The organism is Mesorhizobium sp. M0244 (assembly GCF_040321795.1).
Lineage (GTDB): Bacteria > Pseudomonadota > Alphaproteobacteria > Rhizobiales > Rhizobiaceae > Mesorhizobium.
The window spans coordinates 42,323-60,530 of sequence record NZ_JAMYSE010000025.1 but is presented as its reverse complement, the minus strand read 5'-3'; the positions used below and the strand labels follow the sequence as shown (position 1 = coordinate 60,530).

Sequence of the window (18,208 nt, the reverse complement as noted above, 5' to 3'; positions counted from 1 at the left end):
CCGTCCCGCCCGAGAAACCCATTATTTTAGTCGATTTTTAATCTTTTTTGGCTGCGCCTCTGGACAAGGCGAATCACGTTTGATTCTTTACTGACGATTCGGAAGTGCGGCGTTGCCGGATCGTCAAGCAGATTGAAAATCGGGGAGTGCCATTTATGGCGAAGGCGGACGCGTGGGGCGCGCCCGGTGGGACGGCTTTTGAGCGGCGCGAGGCGCGAAGCGACGGTCTTGCCGGCAATACGCGGCTCATCGCCGAGCCTGCCTACCGACGGCTGCTGGCGGCCGAGCCGCTGCTGCGTCGTTCGATACCGGCCCTCATCATCATCTTTCTGTTGATCATCGCGGTACTGCGCTTCCTGTCGCTGATGAACGAGCGCGACGAGATAGAGCGCGACGCCAAGGCGATCCTTGCGCTGGCAGCGGGCCAACTGGCCAGCTCGATCGCCGCCGATGCGACCGTGGTATCTGCACCCGGCGCGATCCAGGACCTGCTGGAGAGCACCAGCCGTCAGGGCGCCATGGGCCGGAGCCACGTGCTGGCGATCACCGACAGCGCTTTCAGGATCATTGCCGTATCACCGCAATCGATGCACTGGGACGGGCGATCGCTCGATGGCGTCGTGCAGGGCGGGCAGCCTTTGTTTATGTTCGGCGATCGTGCCGGGGTGATGGAGGTCAGCATCGGCGGACAGGACTGGTATGCGGCCGTGAGCCTGGCGAATGGCCGAAAAGGTTCCGCAGCGGCCTTTGTGCCGCAGGAGGCAGTTTTTGACGCCTGGCGCAAGACGGTCTCGCTCAACGTCACGCTGTTCGTGCTGACGGCCGGCGTGCTGATCATCATCCTCTACGCTTATTTCGGCCAGGCGGCGCGCGCCCAGGCCGCCGACCGCATCTATCTCGAAGCCCACCAGCGCATCGATATGGCGCTGGTGCGCGGCCGTTGTGGCCTGTGGGACTGGGACATGGTGCGCGGCAAGATGTACTGGTCGCGCTCGATGTACGACATGCTGGGTTACGAACCCTGCGACACGATGCTGTCGTTCGGCGAAGTCGACGAAATCATCCATCCCGAGGACGGCGATTTGTTCGAACTCGCCAACAGGATCGTCGGCCGCGAGATCGACCACATCGACCAGGTGTTCAGGATGCGCCATGCCGACGGACAATGGGTCTGGATGCGCGCGAGAGCGCAGGTTATCGACCCGGAAGCGCCGGAGATCCAGCTGATCGGCATCGCCGTCGATGTTACCGAGCAGCGGCACCTGGCGCTGCGCTCCGAGGCAGCGGACCTGCGCCTGCGGACAGCCATCGAAAACATCAACGAATCCTTCGTGCTGTGGGATTCGTCCGAGCGCCTGATCATGTGCAATTCCAAATACCAGCAGGACAATGGCCTGTCGGATCGCGATGTGATGCCGGGGGCCCCGCGCGCCGTGCTCGAAGAACGCATGCTGGCCTTCGCATCGGAGCGGCGGCTTGCCAATACCAACGGACCGCAGGGAGGCGTGACCTTCGAGCGCCAGCTTGCCGACGGCCGCTGGCTGCAGGTGAACGAGTTGCGGACAAGGGACGGCGGCACCGTCTCCGTCGGCTCCGACATCACCCAGATCAAGCTGCACCAGGAGAAGCTGGTCGACAGCGAGCGCCGTTTGATGGCAACGATCCATGACCTCAGCCTTGCCCGTCGGGCGGAAGAGGAACGGGCCCGCGAACTCGTCGAGCTCAACCGCAAATACATGAAGGAAACCGAGCGGGCCGAAGCGGCGAACCGGGCCAAATCCGAATTCCTGGCCAACATGTCACACGAATTACGCACTCCGCTCAATGCGATCATCGGCTTTTCGGAACTGATGGAACGGAGGCTGTTCGGGCCGCTGGGTTCGCCGCGCTACGAAGAGTATGCCACCGACATCAACGGCAGCGGCAAATATCTTCTCGGCGTCATCAACGATATCCTCGACATGTCGAAGATCGAGGCCGGCCAGTTCTCGCTGGATCAGGAAGAAATCGATCTCTGTCCGCTGATCAGGGAGACGGTTCGCGTTGTCTCGCTGCAGGCAGCGGAAAAGTCGATCACCGTCGAAACCCGCATCGCCGATTCACTGACGCTGTTCGCCGACCGCAGGGCGATCAAGCAGATCCTCATCAACCTGTTGTCCAATGCGGTGAAGTTCACCGGGCAAGGCGGCCACATTGCGGTCAGAGCCCGCAGCATTTCCAGCGCGCTGATCCTGACGATCGAGGACAATGGCTGCGGCATCCCGAAGGAGGCGCTGAGCAAGCTCGGGCGGCCGTTCGAACAGGTGCAGAACCAGTTCTCCAAGAGCCATGCCGGTTCCGGCCTCGGTCTCGCCATCTCGCGTTCGCTGGCCGAGCTGCAGGGCGGCGCCTTGAAGATCCGCTCGACCGAAGGCGTCGGCACGATCGTCTCGGTGCGGATCCCGATTAAGAAAGCCCCACAGGCGGTCAAGGCCGCCTGAACGACAAGATAAGGCTCCGGCGGCTCACGCCGCCGGAGCGGTTGTCATTCTCACTGCATGCCGTCAGCGCCATCATTGCCCTCGCCGTCCCATTGACGGTGACGGCCGGGACCCTTCGGCAGTTCGTTCTTCTCGATCTTGCCGTTATTGTTGCGGTCGAGCATGGCGAAGACCTTCTTCTGGCGGCTTGTGATGTCGTCGGTCGTCAGCGTGCCGTCGCCCTTGGTGTCGTAGCGGGCGACGATGCGCTTGGCCATCTGCTCGAAGCGCCCCTTCTCCAGCGCGTCGGCGAGCTGTGCCACGGTCAGCTTGCCGCCATTGTCGGCGACCATCTTCTTCAGCCGCGCGTTCATGGCGTCGGAGAACTGGTCGAAGGTGATGGTGCCGTCATTGTCCTTCATGACCTTGTCGAGGCGCATCATCATGCCGTCGCGCGGCCCGGCGCCGGAAAGCTCGTCCGCGTAGGCCGCGGTCCCGACGGCGCCGGCCAGGGCCGCGAAAACGAGTGCAAGTCTGGTTGTCTTTCTCATGGTCTTCTCCTGTTGCATCGTCACCCCCGATGCTGTCCGAAACGATCGTAGGGCGAGTTGCCGTCATGACCGTTTCGCACGAAGCAAAAGGGCAAAATCCTTTCTGACCTTCTGCGACGTCTCCTTGAGGTGTGCTTCCAGCACACCGAAATCCGGCAGGTCGGTGACCGCCAGAAGCAGATCCGAAAGCCCCGGCGGAACGTCGTCGCGTTCGAACGCGCCGGTGAGGCAAAGCCGTATCATCTGGGTCAGCGCCAGATAGAGCGAATAGGCATCCACCAGTTCCTGCCTGACCTGGGCGTCGGCGAAATCCGGCGCCAGGCGCGACAGGATGTCAGCCGTGCCGGTGGCCCTGCGGCCTGCCTCGATCTTTCCCGTGATCACCGCAACCTGGGCGATGAATTCGAGATCGATGAGGCCGCCCGGGATCAGCTTGATGTCCCAGAGATCACGCGGCGGCTTCTCCTTGTCGACCATGGCGCGCATCTCCGATGCCTCGGCCATCACCTTGGCTGGATCGCGCGACAGAGCGAGCACTGCCGCTACTTCCCCCTCGACCTCGCGGCAGAGCTCGGCATCGCCGCCGATCGTGCGGGCTCGCGCCAGCGCCATATGCTCCCATGTCCAGGCGTCCTGGCGCTGATACTTCTTGAAGGCATCGACATGCGTGGCCACCGGCCCCTTGTTGCCGGACGGCCGCAGGCGAAGGTCGAGCTCGTAGAGCACGCCCTCGGCCGTCGGCGCTGAAACGGCGGCGATCAGCCGCTGCGTCAGCCGACTGTAGTAATGCGACGGGGCGAGCGGCTTGTCGCCGTCGGACTCATCGGCATCGGCGTCGTGATCGTAGAGCAGGATGAGGTCGACGTCGGAACCCGCCGTCAATTCGCGGCTGCCGAGTTTGCCCATGCCGAGCAGTGCGACCCTGCCGCCGGCAATACGGCCATGACGCAGCGCGAATTCGGCCGTCACCGCCTGCAATGCCGCTTCGATGGTCAGATCGGCGAGATCGGAAAAAGCGCGACCGGCGCGGGGCGGATCGATTGACCCGGCAAGCAGCCTGACGCCGATCAGGAACTTCTGCTCCGAAGCAAAGATGCGCAGTCGGTCGAGCACGTCTTCATAGGCCCTGTCGCCTTCGAGGAAGGCGGCAAGGCGCGCCGACAGATAGGCGCGGTTGGGCAGTTCGCTCAGCAGTGCCGGATCGAGCAGGCCGTCGAAGACATGGGGCCGGCGCGTGATGATGGCGGCCAGCCGCGGTGCCGCGCCCATGATCGTCGCCATCAGCTTCAGCAAAGCCGGGTTCGACTGCAGCAGCGAAAACAGCTGGATGCCGGCAGGCAGGCCGGCAAGGAATTCGTCGAAGCGGATCACCGCCTCGTCGGCCCGCCGCGTCTGGCCGAAGCCCTGCAGCAGTGCCGGCGTCAGTTCCGTCAGCCGCTCGCGCGCCTCCGCCGACCGGGTGACGCGGTAGCGGCCGAAGTGCCAGCCGCGGATGACCCGGCAGATGTCGCTCGGCCGCTGGAAGCCGAGGCGCTGCAGGGTCCGCAAGGTGTCGGGATCGTCGACGTCGCCGGTAAAGACCAGATTGCCGATGCCGGCCGAAAGCTCCGGCGCGGTTTCGAACAGCGCTGCATAGTGGCGCTCGACCTGGTGCAGCGCCGCACGGAATGCCTCCGCAAAGCCTGCCGCATCGGCAAAGCCCAGCATGCGGGCGACGCGCTCCAGCCCCTCTTCGTCTTCCGGCAGGATGTGCGTCTGCTCGTCGGCAACCATCTGGATGGCATGCTCGACGCGGCGCAGGAACCAGTACTGCCTGGTGAGCGCATCGCGCGCATCGGCGGTGATCCAGGCGCGCGCGGAAAGTTCGCCGAGCATCGGTACGGTCTCGCGGCCGCGCCATTCGGGAAAGCGGCCGCCGGCGATGAGCTGCTGGGTCTGGACGAAGAACTCGATCTCGCGGATGCCGCCGCGGCCGAGCTTGACGTTGTGGCCTTTGACCGCGACCTCGCCATGGCCCTTGTGGGCGTGGATCTGGCGCTTGATCGAGTGGACGTCGGCGATCGCCGCATAGTCCATGTATTTGCGCCAGATATAGGGCTGGAGCTCCTTCAGGAACGCGGCGCCGGCGGCAAGATCGCCGGCCACCGGGCGCGCCTTGATCATGGCGGCGCGCTCCCAGTTCTGGCCGCGCGCCTCATAGTAGCGCAGTGCCGCCTCGACCGGGATCGCCAGCGGCGTCGAGCCGGGATCGGGACGAAGCCGGAGATCGGTGCGGAAGACGTAACCGTGCTCGGTGCGGTCCTGGAGAATGCGAACCAGCCGGCGGGTCAGGCGCGAAAACAGCTCGGTTGCATCGAGCGGATCGACGACGGCAGGCGCATCGGGGTCGAAGAAGGCGATGAGGTCGATGTCGGATGAGAAGTTCAGCTCATGCGCGCCGAGCTTGCCCATGCCGAGCAGGATCCAGCCCGAGCGTCGCGCCGGATTTTTGGGATCCGGCAAACTGAGCTTGCCTTGCTCATGCGCGTCGCGGAGCAGGAAATCGACAGCCGCACGCGTGCAGGCGTCGGCAAGGTCGCTCAGTCGCCGCACCGTCAGCGAGGTCTCGGCCTCGCCGGCGAGATCGGCCAAAGCGATCAGGAAATGCGCCTCCGCCTTGCATTGGCGCAGCTCCATCATCAGGCTGCTTTCGGAGACGGCTTCCGCCCGTGCGGCCTTGTCGACCGCGGCGCCGATCGACGACAGCCGCGTCTCGACCGTCTCGTCAAAAAGCGCGTCGAGGATTCGCGGCCGGCGGCGTGCGGTGTCGCGCAGGAACGGCGATAGGTCGAACACGGCGGCAAGAAAATCCTGGACGACCCCCTTGCCTGCCAGAAATTTCGCCAGCCGTGGCAGTTGTTCTTGCCGCGCGGCGTCGGCGATCACCGACAATTCCTGCCTGGCGCGGCTTTCATCCAGCGGAGCGAGCTTTACCGCCGGCTTTAAAAGCCAATCCGTTTCGAGGCGTCGCGCTACCACCCGCGCCACCATCAGTGATCCTCCCGCCCAGGAAAACTCATGACGACGGACAATCCAGGATTGCCGGGCAGAAGCTCAAGCCGTCCATTGTGGAACGTCATGATCGCCTTGGCGAGGCTCAAGCCTAGGCCGGAGCCCGGCTGCGAGCGGCTCTTTTCCAGCCGCACGAAACGCTCGGTCACCCTGGCGCGGTCGACATCGTCGGGAATGCCCTGGCCGTTGTCGGAAACGGCGAGCCTGATCTCGCCACCGATACGCTCCAGCGTCACGCGAACCGTAGGCCTGGAGGTCGAGTCGGTCGAATATTTGATCGCGTTGTCGACGATGTTGGACAGCGCCTGGCCGATTAGCTCGCGATTGCCGTTGACGGCGAAGGAACCTTGCACCGAGGTTTCGAGCGTCACGCCCGCCTCCTCCGCCACCGGCTCGTAGAGTTCGACGACGTCGCGCACGGCAGCGGCCAGGTCGACCCTGGTGGTGCTTTCGGAGGAATAGCCGGCCTCCAGTCGCGAGATCATCAGGATGGCATTGAAGGTCTTTATCAGCTGATCGGATTCGGCGATCGTTCCTTCCAGAGCCTGCCGATAGTCGCTGGTGTTGTATTTGCCGGAAAGCGTCGCTTCGGCGCGGTTGCGCAGCCTGGTCAGCGGCGTTTTCAGATCGTGGGCGATGTTGTCGGAGACCTGCTTCAGGCCCTCGTTGAGCGTGGCGATCCTGGCCAGCATGGAATTGAGGTTTTCCGACAGCCGGTCGAACTCGTCGCCGGCGCCGGTGACCGGCAGCCGGCCGGAAAGGTCGCCGCCCATGATTCGGCGGCTCGCCTCCGAGACGCTGTCGATGCGCTTCAGCGCCGCGCGCCCGACGAAGAACCAGATCAGCAGCCCGCCGACGCCCATCATGCCGAGCGCCAGCATCAAAGCGCGGCGAATGACGGCACGGAAGCGCTCCGGCTCGCCGAGGTCGCGGCCGACCAGCATGATCATCTGGTTGGGCAGGCGCAGCACCAGGGCAATGGCGTTGTGGCCCTTCTCGCCTTCGGCCTGCACTTCGCTCTGGGCGGGCTCGTTCGGGTCGGAGACCGGGTTGCGCTGCCGCTCGAGCTCGCCCTCGCCGAAGCGACGGTAGGAGAACGGTTCGGTGGTCCAGCCCTCGGCCTCGATCACGCCCGGCTCCAGGCTCTGCACGTTGCCCGTCAGGATCTGGCCGTTGGCATCGGCGATCAGATAGAGATTGGCGCCGGGCTGGCGGGAGCGCTGCTCGACGACGCGGACCAGCACCGGCAGGCCGCCGCGCTGATAGGCACGGGCAAGGCCGAGCACCTCGTCGTTGATCGTCTCCTGCGTCTGGGCGGTCAGCATGCGCGCCGACAGCGAGGTCATGTACAAGACGAGCAACACCGCGCAAAGCGCAAAAAGCAGAAGATAGAGCGCCGAAAGCCGCGCTGCCGTCGTCTTCATGATGGCCGGCACGGAAAGAGCCATGGGGTTCTAGCCGCTTTTCAGCATGTAGCCGGCGCCGCGAACCGTGTGCAGGATCGGCTTGTCGAAGCCCTTCTCGATCTTGCCCCGCAGCCGCGAGATATGAACGTCGATCACGTTGGTCTGCGGATCGAAATGGTAGTCCCAGACGTTTTCGAGCAGCATGGTGCGCGTCACCACCTGGCCGGCATGGCGCATCAAATATTCGAGCAGGCGGAACTCGCGCGGCTGAAGCGTTATCTCGCGCCCGGCGCGCCGCACCGAATGCGACAGCCGGTCGAGTTCGAGATCGCCGACCCGGTAGACGGTTTCGGCCTCCCTGGCGCTGGCGCGGCGGTTCAGCACCTCGACGCGGGCGAGCAGTTCGGAAAAGGCATAGGGCTTGGTCAGATAGTCGTCGCCGCCGGCGCGCAGACCGGTGACTCGGTCGTCGACTTCGCCGAGGGCCGACAGGATCAGCACGGGCGTCGTATTGCCCCGGGATCTCAGCCCGGCAATGACCGACAGGCCGTCGCGACGCGGCATCATGCGGTCGACGACCATGACGTCATAGTCGCCGGAATCAGCGAGCGCGAAGCCGGTTTCGCCGTCTCCGGCGACATGGGCCGTATGCCCGGCCTCGGCGAACGCCTTCTGCAGGTAGTCGGCCGCCTCGCGATCGTCTTCTATGACGAGAATCTTCATAGAGCCGTTATACGCGATTTCGCTGGAAGATTGAGTGGCCGGCATATGCATCGTGGCCTTCACCATGGCGTATCGCGAACAAAGTGATTCAAGGATACGCGGTAAGTCTTTGTTTTAGAATGCCGTTGCCCCAAAGCCGCTTCGCATCCTCGGTCAAGCCCGAGGAAAGCGACGTGCTTCTTGCTTGAGCATGTCGTTGTCCCAAAACCGCTTCACGCTTTTGAGCGACATGTTTGTTCGAGCGGCAGCGGACGATGGGAAGCCCGCTGCCGCTGGGGCGGAACACGATGACTGACTAACGCATTCAGGCCCCGTGCTTTCCCGTGCGGCGGCTCGGGGGTGTTGAAAACCGCCGCACCGGAAAAGTCGAACCGGTTATTAGCCCTTGGCGACAGGCAGCGCGATGAAGCGGTTGCTGTCGTCGCGGGTGATCTGCATCAGCACCGCCTTGCGGCCTGACTTCACCGCATCGGCCATCGCCTTGTCGACGTCGCCGGTGCCGGTCACTTCCATCGAATTGACGGAGGTGATGACATCGCCGGGCTGGATGCCGCGATCGGCGGCATCGCTGTCGGGGTCGACGTCGGTCACCACAAGGCCCTTGCCATTGTCGGACTCGGTGACGGTCAGGCCGAGATCGGCCAGCGTGTCGGTTTTCGGCCGAGGGGCAGGCTGCTGGTCGGCCGAGGCCTGCTTGTCGCTCGACGGCAGCTTGCCAAGGTCGACTTTGACCGCCTCGCTCTTGCCGTTGCGCCACACCGTGACGTCGACCGATTTGCCGGGCGGGTAAGCGCCGATCAGACGGGCGAGTTCCTTCGGCGAAGCAACGTCCTTGCCGTCCACCTGGGTGATCACGTCACCGGCGGTGATGCCGGCCTTCTTGCCGGGACCGTTGTCCTGCGCGCTGGCAACGAGCGCGCCCTTGCCGGACCCAAGGCCAAGCGACTCGGCGATTTCGGGGGTGACCGGCTGGATTTCGACGCCGAGCCAGCCGCGCTGGACGGTGCCGTTCTTCATCAGATCCTGCACGACCTGCTTGGCGGTCGAAGCGGGAATGTCGAAAGCAATGCCGACACTGCCGCCCGACGGCGAGAAGATCGCGGTGTTGATGCCGACGACCTGGCCGTTGAGGTTGAAGGTCGGGCCGCCCGAATTGCCGCGGTTCACCGAGGCGTCGATCTGGATGAAGTCGTCATAGGGGCCGGCGCCGATATCGCGGCCGCGGGCCGAGACGATGCCGGCGGTAACCGTGCCGCCGAGGCCGAACGGATTGCCGACAGCCACCACCCAGTCGCCGACGCGAACCTTGGAATCATCGGCGAAGTCGACATAAGTGAACTTGCTGCCGTCATCGACCTTGAGCACGGCGAGATCGGTGCGCGGATCGGTGCCGATCAGCTTGGCGTCAAGCTCCTTGCCGTCATTGGTCACCACGGTGAAGGCGGTGCCTTCCTCGACGACGTGGTTGTTGGTGACGAGATAGCCGTCATCGGAGATGAAGAAGCCGGACCCTTGCGCCACCGGCCGCGGCTGGTCGTTGTTGCGGTCACGGTGTCCGAAACGGCGCATTCCGTTCGGGCCGCCTTGATCGCCGCCTTGGTCGCCAAAGCCGCGGAATTCGCGGAAGAAACGCCGCAGCTGCGGGTTGTCGGGAAGATTGCCTAAACCGTCCTCGTCGTCCATCTGGCCGGAACCGTCATCGGCCGTCGGCTGGATCTTGGCCTTGACGCGCACGCTGACGACCGCGGGCGAAACGCGCTCGACCACATCGGCGAAGCTCGGGACCTGCGGTGCCTCGACACGAACGGCGTCGGCCAGAACCGGGGCTGTCCCGGTGGCAACGGCGCCAAAGCCGATCGCGCCGGCAATGGCCAGGGATGCGGCTGCGGCCATCAGGCGTTTGCGGGTGCGAAGATATGAATTGGGGGCAACATTCATGGTTCTCGTATCCTCTTTTCAAGGGACGCCCCTTGATTGGCATCCTCGACAAAGGAAATAGAGAGCCGCACATTACGGCGCCATTTCCGGTACATGAAACTTTCGTAATGTTACGATCAATCGCGACGGAGTACCGCGTCCAACGCCGCCTGCTCGTCGGCGGTCAGCGCATTGGTAGCCGTCGAACGGCGCGAGCGGGCGGCCAGCAGGATAAAGGTCCCGCCAATGAGCAGCAGAAGAACCGGCGTGCCCCAGAGCAAGGCATTGCGCAGGCTGAAGCGTGGCTTCAGCAGCACGAATTCGCCGTAGCGTGAAACGACATAGTCCATCACCTGCCGGTCGGTGTCGCCGGCTACCAGGCGCTGGCGCACAAGGATGCGCAGGTCGCGGGCGAGATCGGCATCGGACTCGTCGATCGACTGGTTCTGGCAGACCATGCAGCGCAAGCCTTCCGACAAAGCGCGCGCCCTTGCCTCGAGCGCCGGGTCGGCGAGCACCTCGTCGAGTTTGACCGCCTGCGCGACGCCGGCGAACAACAGCGCTAGCAGCAGGACCAGCGAGGCCAGTGTGACCCTTTGGCTCATGACGAGCTCGCCGATGGCACGGCGCCCGCCGGCTTGCGGCGCGACGGCGCGCCAACGCGCAGGCGCCGGTCGAGCAGCGATATCGCCGCACCCGCCATCATCACCAGGCCGCCGCCCCAGATCAGTGTCACCAACGGCTTCCACCACAGACGAACGACGACGGAGCCGTCGCTGCCCTCGTCGCCAAGCGAAAGATAGAGCTGGCTGAAGCCGATCGTCCTGATGCCGGATTCGGTCGTCGTCATCTGGCGCACCGGGTATGAGCGCTTGGCCGAGGTGATCTCGCCGGTGACGCTGCCGTCGGCGTCAAGCAGAGCGAAGCGGCCGCGAACCTCGCTGTAGTTCGGCCCCTGGGCCGGGTAGAGTCCCTCGAAGCGCAGCGTGTGGCCGGACAGTTCGACGGTCTCGCCGGCATGCATCGACAGGATTTTTTCGGTGCCGAAGCAAAGCGTGCCGACAATGCCGAGTGTCGTCAGTCCGAGGCCGAGATGCGCAAGCGCGGTGCCGAAGACCGAGCGCGGCAGGCCGGCGAAGCGCCTGAGCATGGTGGCGGGCGCGACGGTGCCGAAGCCGGATTTGACGGCGAGATCGGTGAGCGCACCGCAGATCAGCCAGAAGGCAAGGCCGACACCGAGCGCTGCGAATCCCGATGCGCCATCGATGAACAAGGCCGTCACCAGTACGGCGAGCAGCGCCGCGGCGAAAGCCGCCATCAGGCGCTGGGCGACCGCGAAAATGTCGCCGCGCTTCCAGGCAAGCAGCGGCCCGAACGGCACGACGACCAACAGCGGCACCATCAGCGGGCCGAATGTCAGGTTGAAGAACGGCGCGCCGACCGAAATCTTGTCGGCCGAAAGCGCCTCGACGGCGAGCGGATAAAGTGTGCCGATCAGCACGGTGGCGGCGGCGGTGGTCAGGAACAGATTGTTGAGGACCAGCGCGCCTTCGCGCGAGATCGGGTGAAACAGCCCGCCGGCTGTGAGCCGAGACGCCCGCAAGGCAAACAGCGCCAGCGAGCCGCCGATGAACAGCGTCAGGATGCAGAGGATGAAAACGCCGCGCGTTGGGTCGGTGGCAAAGGCGTGGACCGAGGTCAGCACGCCGGAACGCACCAGGAAGGTGCCGAGCAGCGACAGCGAGAATGTCAGGATCGCCAGAAGCAGCGTCCAGATCTTCAGCGCCGAGCGCTTTTCCATGACGATTGCCGAATGCAGCAGCGCCGTGCCCGCCAGCCACGGCATGAAGGACGCGTTCTCGACCGGATCCCAGAACCAGAAGCCGCCCCAGCCGAGCTCGTAATAGGCCCAGTAGGAGCCCATGGCGATGCCGCCGGTGAGGAACATCCAGGCGACCAGCGTCCATGGCCGCACCCAGCGCGCCCAGGATGCGTCAATGCGGCCCTCAATGAGGGCGGCGACCGAGAAGGAAAAGCAGATCGAGAAGCCGACATAACCGAGATAGAGCAGCGGCGGGTGGATGGCGAGGCCGAGATCCTGCAGGATCGGGTTGAGGTCGCGGCCCTCGATGGGCGCCGGATTGAGCCTGACGAACGGGTTCGACGTCGTCAGGATGAACAGCAAGAAGGTGGCGCCGATCGCGCCCTGCACGCCAAGAACATTGGCCCGAAGCGTTGCCGGAAGATTACCGCCGAAGACGGCGACGAGCCCGCCGAAGAAGGTCAGGATCAGCACCCAGAGCAGCATCGAGCCTTCGTGATTGCCCCAGGTGCCGGTGATCTTGTAGATCAGCGGCTGCAGCGAATGCGAGTTCTCCCAGACGCTCTCCACCGAAAAGTCGGAGCCTGCATAGGCGGTCGCCAGCGCCACGAAGGACAGCGCCGTCAAGGCAAAGCCGGTCAGCGCGGCGGGTGCGCCAACGGCCATCATCTTCTGGTTGCCGGTGCGCGCACCGAACAACGGCACCACCGTCTGCACCAAGGCCAGCGCAAACGCCAGGACCAGCGCGAAATGTCCGGTTTCAACCATTGTCGCCGCACCCGCTAATCACTCTTGCTCTCCTGCCAGACGCCCTTGGCTTTGAGGCCGTCGGCTACCGCCTTGGGCATATAAGTCTCGTCATGCTTGGCGAGCACGCTGTCGGCGACAAAGACGCCGTCGGGGCCAAACGAGCCTTCGGTGATCACACCCTGCCCTTCCCGGAAAAGGTCGGGAAGAATGCCGGTATAGGTAACCTTGACGTCCTTCTGGTTATCGGTGACCGAAAAGGCGACGGTGGCGCCTTGGCTACGCTCCACGGTGCCTTTTTCGACGAGGCCGCCGAGCCTGATGCGCTGGCCGGGCTGAAGGCTGGCGGTGGCCAGATCGGCCGGCATGTAGAAATAGGAGGCCTTCTGGCCGAGCGCATAGAAGGTCAGCCCGGTGGCAGCACCGAGGAAGGCCAGCCCTGCGGCGATCACCGACAGCCGTTTCTGCTTGCGCGTCATTCTCTACTCCGTCGCCGTCACGCCAAGCGAGGCGGCAAAGGCGGTGAATTTCTTGGCTTGGTCACTATCGGCGCCAAAGACGGCAATACCGCGATTGAGCGCGTCGCGTGCCTGATCGGTCTTGCCCAGCACGACATAGGAACGAACGAGCTGCATCCATCCTTGCTCGTCGCGCGGATTTTGCCGAAGCTTTTCGTCGAGGCCGGCGACCATGGTATTGATCATGGCTTGCCGGTCCTGCGGCGACATCGAGGAGGCGGCATCGATATCCTCGGCGCCCGGGCCTTTCGCCGGCGCTCCCGAAGCGACGTTGCGTGTGGCGGATTCGGCAAGCGCCTGCTCGACGGCACCGCGCCACGGCGAGCCCTGCGGCAAGGCGGCAAGCATCTTTTGCCAAGCCGCCGTCGCTTCAGCTGTACGGCCTTCCTGCGCCAAGCCCATGGCGAGATAGAACGAGGCCTTCGGGTTTGCCGGATCGAGCTTCAGCGCCGCCTCGAAAGCAGCCTGGGCGTCGGCTGAAACGATGCCGCCCGCCGCATTGGCGATCGCCTCGCCGAGGCCGGCTTGACGGGCGGCGCTGTCGCCGTCAAGGCGAATGGCATTACGGTACGCGGTTACCGCATCGGCGTATCGCTGCATGCGCAGATAGACCGGCGCCAGCACGTCCCAGCCGCGGCCATCGGACGGGTTGGCCGCAAGGTGCGCTTCGGCGCGTGCCACCAGCTCGTCCACCGAGCTGTCGGCGGGGTTCTTGGCCAGGCGTTCGCTGAGCGGCTGCGACGGCAGGTCGGGTGAGCCGAGCTGGCCGTAAAGGCCCCAGCTAACCAGCGGAACCACCAGCACGGCAGCGGTCGCCACCAGCCTTGTCGACCGCTGTGTCGCCGTCGTGCCGGCCGGGCCGGCATTGCTCAGGCGAAGGATGCGGCGGGCGATCTCGGCGCGCGCCTCTTCGGCCTCCATTGGCCGGATCAGGCCACGCGCCACGTCGCGGTCAAGCTCGGCCAATTGGTCGCGATAGACTTCAAGGTCGTGATCGCCGGCAGCGGACGTGTTCTTTGTTTCGCCCGCCAACGGCAGCAGCACCGCCAGGCTTGCGCCCAGCGTCAGGATTGCGGCTATGACCCAGAACAGCATGGCTCTTCCAATAGAACGAGACCCTTGCCCTGCCAACACAAGCGTGCTGCGACGCTTTGGCGGGACCGCTCCGATCGATAGTGCCGGACCGGGATCGGTGTATCAACGGCCGGCGAGCTACGTCAGCGGGGTCCAGCTGCCGTCGGCATTGCGACAGGCGGTTCCGCGCGCGGTGGCGCCGGCAGCGCCGGCAAACACCGTATGGGTGTATTGCCGGCAGTCCTGCGAGCCGACGCGATAGGGCTGGGCGGCGACAACTTCGCCGCGATGGGCCGAACTGTCGCTCTTCCACGCCACCTTCTGGCCGCTCGCCGTATATTCAAGCGCCTTGTATTCCGCCTCGAGCGCGCTGCGCTTCTCGGTCTTGCTCAAGCCGGTGCCGATCGAGCCACCGACGAGGCCGCCGCCCATGGCGGCGATGATCGTCGTCGCGACCTTGGCGTCACTGGGAGGCGTGGCGGCCGGTGTCACGGTAACGGCTGAGCCCGTGCCGAGCGTCGTACAGCCGGAGACGGCGAGCAGGGCGGAAACGAGCGCGACGCGAATCTTCATGCCAATACCGGCTTTCTTGAGCTGGACCGCCGCGCTGTCAGCAGGCTGGCGCGGCCATAATGTCGATGTTTATCGGAAATTTGGCCGCAGCCAGCCGCCCGGAAAAGCATTACTGAAGGCTCCGCAATCGAACCATCGCCTTCAATCCACCCATGACGGATCGTTCCAGCGCCAGAACGCCTCCATACTCGTTGATAAGGTCGGCGACAATGGCAAGTCCGAGCCCGCTGCCGGGTTTTGTCTCGTCGAGACGCCGTCCGCGCTGCAATGCCTCGCGCGCCTTGTCTTCGGGAATGCCGGGGCCGTCATCCTCGATGGCTATCTCGAACAGATTGGCCGCCCCTTCCCTGCCGGCGATGGGCTTGACGGAAACGGCGACTGCGCTCCTTGCCCATTTCATCGCATTGTCGAGCAGATTGCCGAGCAGCTCCTCAAGGTCCTCGCGTTCGCCGGCAAAGACGATGTCGGTGGCCGGCAGCGAGAGCGAGAGCGCGGTCCGCGGGTTGAGCTTCTGCAGCACGCGCACCATGCGCTGGACCAGCGGCGCGACCGGCGTGCGGAAAACGACGCTGTCGCGCTGCGCGGCGACGCGGGCACGTTGCAGATAGTGGTCGACCTGCTTCTGCATGGAAGCGGCCTGCTCGGCGATGAGCTGGCCCTTGGCGCCACCCAGCGCCCGCCCCTCGTTGAGCAGCACGGCGAGCGGCGTCTTCAGCGAGTGCGCGAGGTTGCCGACCTGCGTGCGCGACCGCTCGACGATACGCCTGTTGTTCTCGATCAGCGCATTGGTCTCGTTGGCGAGCGGCTCGATCTCGGCCGGGAAGCGGCCGTCGAGCCGTTGCGCAGTTCCTTCGCGCACCATAGCAAGGGCATTCCTGACCCGGCGCAGCGGCTGCAGGCCGAGCAGGATGGCGATTGCATTGATGGCGATCATGCCGACGCCGAACAGCGACAGATAGGTCAAAAGGCGCCGCTGGAAGGTGGCGATTTCCTGCTCGAGCTCGGTCTGGTTGCCCATGACACGGAAGCGCGCGGCGCGGTTTTTCGCATCGAGGACGAACTCGCTCTCGAACACCTCCAGTTGCTCGCCTTCGATGCCGTCCGCCGAATAACTGCGCTGGAAGCTGGCATTGAAGGGCACCTCGGCAACACTTGGCGACGGAATCCCCTTGGTCATCGACGACGAATGGAGATCGCCGTGCACGCCTTCCGAGGCAGGCTCGACCGACCAGTACCAGCCGGAATTCGGCTCCGAGAACCTCAAATCGCCAAGGTCGGGGGCGCCGGTCAACTGGCCGCCTTCGGAAACGCCGACCGAGCCGATCAGGTTGAACAGGTGCGCCGAAAGCAGGCTGTCGAAACCGCGCTCGCTGGCCTGGCGATAGAGCGTGGTGATCAAGGTGAAGATGACGACCAAAGTGAGGATCGCCCAGACCGTGGAAAAGGCGATGACGCGAAACGCCAGCGAACGCGGCCATGACCGCAGCGACAGCGTGTTTGAGACGGCGGGTTTTGTAGGAAGCGGTTCCGCGTTACGCCTCCGGCTCACGCATGCGGTAGCCCATGCCGCGAACGGTTTCGATCATGTCGATGCCCATCTTCTTACGAAGCCGTCCGACAAAGACCTCGATTGTGTTGGAATCGCGGTTGAAATCCTGATCGTAAAGATGCTCGACCAATTCGGTCCGGGATACGACCTCGCCCATATGGTGCATGAGATAGGCAAGCAGGCGGAACTCGTGCGAGGTCAGCTTCAGCGGCACGCCGTCGATATCGGCCTTGGAGGCCTTGGTGTCGAGGCGCAGCGGCCCGCAGGTCAGCTCGGACGAGGCGTGCCCGGCGGCACGCCGAATCAAGGCCCGCACCCTGGCCAGGATTTCCTCGATGTGGAAAGGCTTGGTGACATAGTCGTCGGCGCCGGCGTCGATGCCGGCGACCTTATCGCTCCAGCGATCGCGTGCCGTCAGGATCAGCACCGGCATCTTGCGGCCGCCGCGGCGCCAGCGCTCGACCACGCTGATGCCGTCCATCTGCGGCAGGCCGATGTCCAGTACGACCGCATCGTAGGGCTCGGTGTCGCCAAGAAAATGCCCTTCCTCGCCGTCGAAAGCGCGGTCGACGACGTAGCCGGCATCGAGCAGCGCGTCGCCGATCTGCCGGTTGAGATCCTTGTCATCTTCGACGACGAGTACGCGCATGCAGGAGGGCCTGTTGAAGCTGGTCAGATATAGGCCGATTCCGGCAGACTGGGAAACGGCACGGTTCAGTTCAGTGGAACGACGATCTCCGAGCGACGCGGACGCTGCCCTTCCTTGCCCGGAACGAGCACGACGATGATGCAGACCGGCTGGCCGCCGCGTGTCGACTGCGAGGCCTTGGCCAAAGTGCCGCCATTCTGCTCGGCCACCTGCTGGCCGATCGCGTAGCAGTCGGACGCGGCGAGGACGACCGGCTGCGGCTGCTCGGGCACGACAACGGGGATCGCCATCGCTTGCGACGCAAGCAGACCGGCGGCTGAGAGCGCCAGTGTCGCGGTCCGGACGTGGGAGCGAAGGGTTTTCATGGTCAGCGTTCTAACGCGCCGGTGCTGAACGTGATATGAACGGTGAACGCTCGAATGCATGCCCGCCACACCCCTGAAGCGCGAGATTACCGGATTTGCCATTTCGCCGCCCATCCCGGGAAATAGCCGAAGTTTAACCTAGCCCTCCAATCTTTCGCCGACAACGGGACAGTATCATTTGGCGGGCAGGATCATTTGGGAGGACGAAGCACCCGGCCCAAGGGCAGCCGATGGCAGATTCAGGGAACCGAACCTGAAACAAAAAACCCGACTCGGCGGCAGGTCGTTGGCGCCAATCAGCACCATATTCAAATTTATAGCATAGCTGCCGGCACAAAGCAAGAACAAAATTGCCCGATTTGCGAATGAACCCGACGAGAAGCGCCCGGTGGTCAGCCGTCGTCCTCGATCATGGCGCGAAAGCGCAGCAGACCGTGATGGGCCGAAAGGTCCTCGTCGTAGCGGGCTTCGGCGAATTCGAGCTTGAGATGGGCGCGGCGATGCTCGCCAAGCGAGAGCGCCGCATCTCGCAGGCGGGTGCTGACCAGGTCCATTATGTCGAGGGTTTCCTTGCTGGCCTCGGATTTCGACCAGACATGCAGCGTCAGCAGCTGTTCGGCGTCGTTCTCCGTCCCCGTTGTCCAGTCGTAGACGCTGGTGCGGCCGAAGGTCATGTAGGGAAACGCAACATTGGCTGGCGCATGGTCGAATAATCTTGCGTCGCCCAGTGCCGCCGACAAATCGGGATCGCCGTTCACTGCCTCGAATACGGCCTTCTGCAATTCGACGGCCGGCGCGGTCATT

15 protein-coding genes are annotated in these 18,208 nt (G+C 64.4%); 1 reads left to right on the top strand and 14 read right to left on the bottom strand.

Going from position 1 to position 18,208, the window contains the following annotated elements:
- Positions 1-155: 155 nt before the first annotated feature.
- On the top strand, positions 156-2,480 hold the full coding sequence (locus NKJ08_RS17325) for a PAS domain-containing sensor histidine kinase (protein ID WP_352530497.1): 2,325 nt from the start codon (positions 156-158) through the stop codon (positions 2,478-2,480).
- A gap of 50 nt (positions 2,481-2,530) precedes the next feature.
- Here the strand turns inward: NKJ08_RS17325 and NKJ08_RS17320 are convergent, their stop codons facing one another.
- From NKJ08_RS17320 to NKJ08_RS17255, 14 genes are all read right to left on the bottom strand, one after another.
- The gene (locus NKJ08_RS17320; protein WP_352530499.1) at positions 2,531-3,010 is read right to left on the bottom strand and encodes an EF-hand domain-containing protein; all 480 of its coding nucleotides are present in this window, start codon (positions 3,008-3,010) and stop codon (positions 2,531-2,533) included.
- 63 nt (positions 3,011-3,073) lie between these two features.
- Entirely contained in the window at positions 3,074-6,040 is a 2,967-nt protein-coding gene (locus NKJ08_RS17315; protein ID WP_352782397.1) for a bifunctional [glutamine synthetase] adenylyltransferase/[glutamine synthetase]-adenylyl-L-tyrosine phosphorylase, read from the bottom strand.
- Positions 6,040-7,509, bottom strand: a complete 1,470-nt coding sequence (locus tag NKJ08_RS17310) for a sensor histidine kinase (RefSeq protein ID WP_352530503.1) — start codon at positions 7,507-7,509, stop codon at positions 6,040-6,042. The genes NKJ08_RS17315 and NKJ08_RS17310 overlap by 1 nt, the downstream gene beginning before the upstream one ends.
- 6 nt (positions 7,510-7,515) lie before the next feature.
- Positions 7,516-8,190, bottom strand: coding sequence for a response regulator transcription factor (locus tag NKJ08_RS17305; protein WP_254819962.1), 675 nt, complete (start codon positions 8,188-8,190; stop codon positions 7,516-7,518).
- A gap of 378 nt (positions 8,191-8,568) precedes the next feature.
- Positions 8,569-10,128 (bottom strand): Do family serine endopeptidase, encoded by a 1,560-nt coding sequence (locus NKJ08_RS17300; protein WP_352530505.1) that lies wholly within the window; start codon positions 10,126-10,128, stop codon positions 8,569-8,571.
- A 116-nt stretch (positions 10,129-10,244) separates the two neighbouring features.
- The gene (locus NKJ08_RS17295; protein WP_352530507.1) at positions 10,245-10,712 is read right to left on the bottom strand and encodes a cytochrome c-type biogenesis protein; all 468 of its coding nucleotides are present in this window, start codon (positions 10,710-10,712) and stop codon (positions 10,245-10,247) included.
- Positions 10,709-12,697 carry a heme lyase CcmF/NrfE family subunit gene (locus tag NKJ08_RS17290; RefSeq protein ID WP_352530509.1) on the bottom strand — a complete coding sequence of 663 codons (1,989 nt, stop codon included), beginning with the start codon at positions 12,695-12,697 and terminating at the stop codon, positions 10,709-10,711. The genes NKJ08_RS17295 and NKJ08_RS17290 overlap by 4 nt, the downstream gene beginning before the upstream one ends.
- Before the next feature lie 14 nt (positions 12,698-12,711).
- A complete protein-coding gene (gene ccmE, locus NKJ08_RS17285; RefSeq protein WP_352530511.1) occupies positions 12,712-13,155 on the bottom strand; it encodes a cytochrome c maturation protein CcmE in 444 nt (147 codons plus the stop codon).
- A gap of 3 nt (positions 13,156-13,158) precedes the next feature.
- Positions 13,159-14,289, bottom strand: a complete 1,131-nt coding sequence (gene ccmI / locus NKJ08_RS17280) for a c-type cytochrome biogenesis protein CcmI (protein WP_352530513.1) — start codon at positions 14,287-14,289, stop codon at positions 13,159-13,161.
- Positions 14,290-14,406: 117 nt separating this feature from the next.
- Positions 14,407-14,841: an RT0821/Lpp0805 family surface protein gene (locus NKJ08_RS17275; RefSeq protein ID WP_352776829.1), complete on the bottom strand. Its 435-nt coding sequence runs from the start codon at positions 14,839-14,841 to the stop codon at positions 14,407-14,409.
- A 109-nt stretch (positions 14,842-14,950) separates the two neighbouring features.
- Positions 14,951-16,390, bottom strand: a complete 1,440-nt coding sequence (locus NKJ08_RS17270) for an ATP-binding protein (protein WP_352530517.1) — start codon at positions 16,388-16,390, stop codon at positions 14,951-14,953.
- Positions 16,374-17,039, bottom strand: a complete 666-nt coding sequence (locus NKJ08_RS17265) for a response regulator transcription factor (protein WP_352530519.1) — start codon at positions 17,037-17,039, stop codon at positions 16,374-16,376. The genes NKJ08_RS17270 and NKJ08_RS17265 overlap by 17 nt, the downstream gene beginning before the upstream one ends.
- A 65-nt stretch (positions 17,040-17,104) precedes the next feature.
- Positions 17,105-17,404: a hypothetical protein gene (locus NKJ08_RS17260; RefSeq protein WP_352530521.1), complete on the bottom strand. Its 300-nt coding sequence runs from the start codon at positions 17,402-17,404 to the stop codon at positions 17,105-17,107.
- Between the two features lie 392 nt (positions 17,405-17,796).
- Positions 17,797-18,207, bottom strand: coding sequence for a DUF3168 domain-containing protein (locus NKJ08_RS17255; RefSeq protein WP_352530523.1), 411 nt, complete (start codon positions 18,205-18,207; stop codon positions 17,797-17,799).
- Between the last annotated feature and the right edge of the window lies 1 nt (position 18,208).